Here is a 6,440-nt window from a genome sequence, read left to right on the forward strand (position 1 = left end):
CTCCACCTCTATGTTAAAAAATTCTGTAATTGTTATATTTATAGGCCGCATAGTAGGTCAAAGACACGAGTACAAGGGAAATCACGGACTTGAACAATCCAACAGCGGCGGCGGGTCCGAATTGTTGACTAAACATCCCGAGCCGGTAAACGAATGTATCGATTACATCCGCACCTGCGTAGACCGTCGGGTTATACAGAATCAGGATTTGCTCAAAGCCCGCATTGAGAATGCCTCCAAGGCTTAATACGCCAAGCAAAATCAGAATCGGCGCCATGCCCGGAAGCGTAATATGCAGCATTTGTTTCCATCTTCCGGCCCCATCCACTTCTGCTGCCTCATACAGAGTCGCATTGATTCCGGTAATAGCCGCTAGCATTACAATCATATTGTAGCCCATCCCTTTCCAGACATCGGAAGCGACGATAATCCCCCGAAACCACTGGTTGTCCAGCATAAACATGATTGGCTTTATATGCAAGGCGGCGATCAGGCCGTTTATTGGGCCGTTCAGAGCGAATAATTCAATAATGACGCCGCCAAGTACGGTCCAGGACAGAAAGAACGGCAAAAAAATAGCAGATTGAATGATACGCGAGAACCATCTTTTGGTTACCTCGTTAAGAAGCAATGCCAGAATCAATGGAACAAGCAAGAACAGCATCATTTTAAAAACCGAGATGAGAATGGTGTTCCAGAGTACCTGTTTGAAATCGGGCAGTTCGAATACATACCTGAAATTATCTAATCCGATGAACTTGGAGTGAAAAAAACCGGATAGCGGCTCAAACTGCTGAAATGCCATCACAAGGCCGGCCATCGGGCCGTAGGCATAGATCAGCGTGACGATCAAACCGGGCACCAGCATCAAATGAAGCGGATATTCTGTTTTGAGAGTCCTCACCGACGGACCTCCTTTCGTTTAAAATGGGAGGGATTTGCCAATTGCTCGGGCCAAACCCTCCCGTTCTTACAACAAATACAATTATTTTACAGCCAGCTTGCCGTACCAGTCGTTGACCTCATTGGTGATTTGTTCGCCGCCAAGGGATTTCCAACTGGATACAAATTTGTCGAAATCATCGAGAGATCCGCCCATAATAATCTTGGTGAAGCTCTCCGACATTAATTTATCCATCTGAGCTCCCTTTTCCGCTTGGGATTTCGTAGGAAGAGCGTAGAGCTCATTATAGACATAAGCTTTACTCTGTTTGATCTGGCGCGTAATTCCCCAGCCGCCGTCTTTAGCCGCACGGCTGAAATATTGTCCCCAGTTCACGCCTTTGGTCGCTTCCGAAGTATTCCCTGCAAGATATTGGTTTGTTGCTTTGAAGACATCCGCTACGTTCTTGTAATTTTCATCATCCAGCGTAACTTCATTTTGTTTCGCTTCCAGCGCTTTATTGACTTCGGTATAGATCGTTTCGATTTGAGCCGGATTGTAAATCCGGGGATAGAACCAATTGTACACGTAACCGTTCTCAGCTTTATTCTGATCTATATATTTCTTATTGCCCATTTCAATGTAGAAGTTGATCATCTTGATGGCCGCTTCCGGGTTTGCCGTATTTTTGTTCACGGCCATGAGTTTGTTTGCACGAAGCTTCGGAACGAGCGATTTCCCGGGGCCATTCAAGCCAGGAATTTGTAGTGCAATCCAGTCCGCCTTCGGATCCTTGTCCACATTCAGGTTCAGGGGCCAGTTCGGGTACCACCACTCCCCATAGGAAATCCCTACTTTTCCTGCAGTAATATCTTCAACCGCTTTGTTCTCATCCTTCAACGCAAATTCTTTATCCAAAATCCCTTCCTTGTACCAGGACTGCAGCTTCCCGAGCGCCATCTTCACCTCAGGCTGGATGAGCCCGGGAATCAACTTGCCGCTTCCATCCTTAATCCAGGCGGATTGGTTATTACCGACCGACGGATAAGCGCCAAATCCGTTAAAGAACCCCCGGAGATCAAATCCCCAGTAGAACAGATTTTTTTGGGCTGCGATCCCATATGTGTCGCTTTTTCCATTCTGATCCGGGTCATTTTGCACAAAAGACAGTGCTACTTTTTCCAATTCATCCATTGTTTTAGGCTGCTGCAAATGCAGGTTGTCGAGCCAATCCTTTCGAATCCATAACAGTTGTGTGGACAAGAAAGGATCCTCAAAGCCCGGAAGTCCGAATAATTTCCCATCCTCGCTGAATGCCTTCAGCGCAAAGCCGCCATCGGACTCCATATATTTCTTAAGCGCCGGAGAGGCGTATTTATTATAGGCTTCAGTCAGATCGGCAAGCATTCCCGCTTTTTTCATTTTCTCATAATTGGTCTGATCCAGTTCCATAATATCCGGCAAGTCATTGGATGCAATGGCCAGTGAAAACTTTTGGTCGTATTGGTTTGTCGGAACTGTCCATTTATACTTCAGTTCAATATTCAGCATATCTTTGAGACTTTTAATATAAGCGTTCTGTTCCGGAGTGATTCCTTTGGGAATCCGGGGATCTTCCGGAGCAATGTAGCCAAGCACTTCCGTTACCGTTACCGTATTGGGATACTTGCCAAACGGATCATTTGACGCGTTACTCCCCTTGTCCCCCCCATTGGTAGAGGTCTGAGGCGTTGAATTAGTTGTCTCTTTTCCTTGATTTGAGCATGCTGATAATACCGAAAGCGTCATCGTCGCAATCAAAATCATCTTCCATGTTGCAATCCGTTTCATATTGAACACGTTCCTCCCTTTTTCTATTAACTGTGATGAATCTATTTCTAAGTTAATTATGAGACCAAGTGAACGTGCTTTCAATTTTGAGTTTTTTACATTCCCTTTCACTTTCTTTACTCATTTGTTTTGTTATTCCGATATTCTTGGGGGGAGATGCCCTTCTTTCTCTTGAAGAATGTCGTGAAATAGGAATGCGAATCAAACCCGACTCGCACAGCAATTTCATTTAACTTCAGGTTGGTATGTTCCATAAGGCGAATCGCCTCCTCCAGCCTCATCGTATGGATATATTCAAGCAAATTACTCCCTGTCATTTGTTTATAAAAGCGAGATAAGTACGACGGGTTAAAATGCACCTTCTCCGCAATGGAGGTCAGCGAGATATCTCCAGATAAATGCTCATGTATATACGTATGAATTTGGTCAATGACCAACGATTTTACGTCTTCCTGCCTCATCCCGCTGCGCTCATATAAAGATTCCTCATCTATACTGGATCCTTCGAGGTCGATCATGACCATATTTTGGCCTGCTGACACCCTGTTTTTCAGCATGGACCGTAAGGATTCATATTGATCCCGGATTGTGTCCCATATGCTTACAGGATTTCCGGATATGCCGAATGATACGAATACACCCAACCTTAGTTCACAATCATTTTGTACTTGTTCCAAAATGCCTTTCATATAGACTTTGACAGCATTCCATTGCGATTCAATCGCCGTTTCAGCGGCCTGAAAACGACTTAGCAGCACCTCTTCAGGCTGCAGAAGCCAGACAAGTAGATCATTACCTAAAATAGCCTGCTCTCTTGCAATTGTCGCGGGCAGGTAATTGTCAAATGTCCTTTGAACAGATTCAAGAAGCCCCCTGGAAGTCACATCCTCCAAGCGGTCGATGCTTCCAATCAGTAAAAATGCTGGCTGATCAATCGAAATGCAAAAGTCCACATCTTCATAACGAGACTCGTTTCTCAGAGAACGCATAAGCTCGCCTTTCAGCACCCTTCTCACTAGCTCGTCTTTCAAAAAAGGCTCGGCGATTTGAAAATGCATCCTAGCCTTCTCTTCTTGAATTCTACGGCGGTTCTCTTCATCGAGTTTTTTGGAAGCCTGCTTCACGGCTTCGAAAATGGGGCCAACTCCTTCTGTTTTCAGGATATAATCGTCCACGTTTTTGCGCAGAGCTTCATGAATGTAATCAAAATCACTGTATCCGCTCAGAAATATGATGCGGCATAACGGCCAATAGAAGGTAATTTCATCAATGAGCTGAAGTCCGTTCTTTTGGGGCATACGTATATCGCTGAGTAGAATATCCAGCTTCTTTTTCTTTGCGATCTCGACAGCTTCTTTGGCGGAATAGGCCTTGCATACATCCAGTTCGAATTGAGTATTCTCCTGAAAAAGCTGAACCAGACCATTTACGATGCCGGGCTCGTCGTCTACAATCAACAGTCGGTACATGGTCAAGCCTCCTTATCCAAGATTATAACTAAATCAACCCTTAATCCCCCATATGGACTGCGCGAGACGAAGAGTCCGCTGCCCGATGCATACTTTAGCTGAAGCCGGTTATTCACGTTAATTAATCCCGTTTTTTCAATATGTTTCGAATCCATTGTGAGTTTTTTTCGCAATTGTTCCACATGTTCGTCGGTTAGCATGTTTCCGTTATCCTCAATCGTCACTTGCAATCTCCCTTCATGATAATATGTACTAATGTAGACGATCCCTTCCGTTGTACCGTCTTCAAAGGCGTGTTCGAACGCATTTTCGACAATGGGCTGAATAATCAGTCGCGGCACGGAGATAAATTGCGGAATATCCGAAATTTCCTGAAATTCGTAAGCAATCCGGTTTGAGAATCGAATACATTGGATTTCACAATAATCGAGTGCATGGCGATATTCTTTATAAAACGGAACCTCATCCGATCCACTTCTTGTGATGTACTTATAGTAGCTCCCCAGTTTTTGGGAAAGCGTAGCGGCTCCGTCCGTCTCTCCCACTAGGCACATTACATGAATGTTGAAAAAGCAATTGTAAAGAAAATGCGGGTTAATTTGAGATTGGAGCTGCTTGAACTGGGAGTGCTGCAACGCGATCTTCTGCTCATAGATTTCTTCGATCGATTTTTTCAGTTTGTGGGCCATGTTATTGAAGCCGTTGAAGACATAATGAAACTCATCATTTGACTTGGACTCAATGATGATATTGAGGTTATCGGCTTCAAGCATATGAAAAGCTTTGACAAGCTTGGATAACGGTCTGTGGATCATCAAATGAACGGAAATGGAGTACAGCACCATAACGATAACGGCCATAAAGAACAGGGAATAGAACCACGAACTAAAATGGACTAAAGGACGCGTGATTTCATTCTGGTTGACGTACATAATTAAGGACAAGTGCATGGATCTGACCTCATCCCGGATGATAAAGTAGCTTATATCATGGAGCTTTCTGATCACCGACCCATTCGAGTCTTTAACGTTTGGCTCGCTTGTCAAGTTCAATATCTCGGCGGAATCCTCATCTTTCTTCGCAGTCGTCAAGACAACACCAGATTCTTGATTTCCGAGAAAGACATTGGACTCCGGATACAAGTTTGTTATTTCTCTTAAAGCGTTTAGCAGCTTAGGTTTCGAGATTTCGATATAGGACCAGATGCCTCCGTAATTTCCAACTTCAATGAAAAAGATCCTTTCCCCGATCCGATAAAACGAAGGCTTTGGCGTAATTGGGATAAGGGACTTAATCAATTCCATTTCCGGATTCGGTGTAACGGTAACGTCGTTTTTCGTGGAGATGGTTTTTCCAACGGCTTCGACATAAACGCCCGCGTTCACCACATATTCACTGGATTCGGTAAGAGTCGATAGTCGATCTATGACCCGATTAATGAACTCGACTTCTTCATAATTCTCCAGTGTCTTGCCCCGGAAACTCAGCTTCTGCAGATTATCATCGTTTAGCAGTTGAAGCTGTAATTTTCGAATTAAATACAGTTCGTTATCCAACTGCTTTGAATAAAAGTCCGCACCAGCCACAGCGGAATTCAGAATTGTTTGTCTAGTTATGGACATTCCTTTGTAATTCAACCAAATGTTCATGGAAATAAGGGGAAGGAAAAATAAGATAAAGACGAAGATCATTTTCTGATAGACAACCCATTTCGATGCTTTCCCTGCAACCTGTAATTTCAATAATCTTCCTCCTTGAACTTGATGTATTATAAGGTAAAGCTATATATCCGAAGAAAGGAACGGTTTCGGCGGATTTTGTTTGGAAGGGGAGGGAAAGCTTGAACTAAACCGTGAATCGGTCACATTGCAGGAAGGAGACTGGGTGCTGATCAAATCCGGCGTTCGACAACGACAGTATCTCTCCTTTAGCCGGGACTGTCAACTGCAGGCCCTGCGGATTCCAATGTTCAACACCTGAATTTTCGAAACTAAAAATAATTCCCTCTGTATTTCAAAATTGGTTTTATCGTGCATCCAAAAGTTCATTTCGGATTTCTTAATCGTAATTTCCGCAAGACTGTCCATTTTAAAATTTTCAATGAATAACTCAAAGAAAACAAAAAAAACCGGAACCCCTTGTTTGGAGTTCCGGTCTTATAAACACTAAACAACTTCACTCAACCGCCCATCCCGAAAATGCACAACCCGCTTCGCCTGCTGCGCAATCAATAAGTCATGCGTAATCAAAATAATCGT

Annotated in this window: 4 protein-coding genes; all 4 read right to left on the reverse strand. The window is 43.9% G+C overall.

The annotated features are described in order from the left end of the window. Positions 1 to 13: 13 nt before the first annotated feature. Complete coding sequence (locus GC098_RS30000) at positions 14 to 904, reverse strand: ABC transporter permease (protein WP_171647131.1); 891 nt, start codon at positions 902 to 904, stop codon at positions 14 to 16. An 81-nt stretch (positions 905 to 985) separates the two neighbouring features. Then, positions 986 to 2,713 carry an extracellular solute-binding protein gene (locus GC098_RS30005; RefSeq protein WP_171647133.1) on the reverse strand — a complete coding sequence of 576 codons (1,728 nt, stop codon included), beginning with the start codon at positions 2,711 to 2,713 and terminating at the stop codon, positions 986 to 988. A gap of 116 nt (positions 2,714 to 2,829) precedes the next feature. Continuing rightward, the gene (locus tag GC098_RS30010; protein ID WP_171647135.1) at positions 2,830 to 4,182 is read right to left on the reverse strand and encodes a response regulator transcription factor; all 1,353 of its coding nucleotides are present in this window, start codon (positions 4,180 to 4,182) and stop codon (positions 2,830 to 2,832) included. Between the two features lie 2 nt (positions 4,183 to 4,184). After that, entirely contained in the window at positions 4,185 to 5,924 is a 1,740-nt protein-coding gene (locus tag GC098_RS30015) for a sensor histidine kinase (protein ID WP_171647137.1), read from the reverse strand. Between the last annotated feature and the right edge of the window lie 516 nt (positions 5,925 to 6,440).

The organism is Paenibacillus phytorum (assembly GCF_013141715.1).
Taxonomy (GTDB): Bacteria; Bacillota; Bacilli; order Paenibacillales; family NBRC-103111; genus Paenibacillus_E; species Paenibacillus_E phytorum.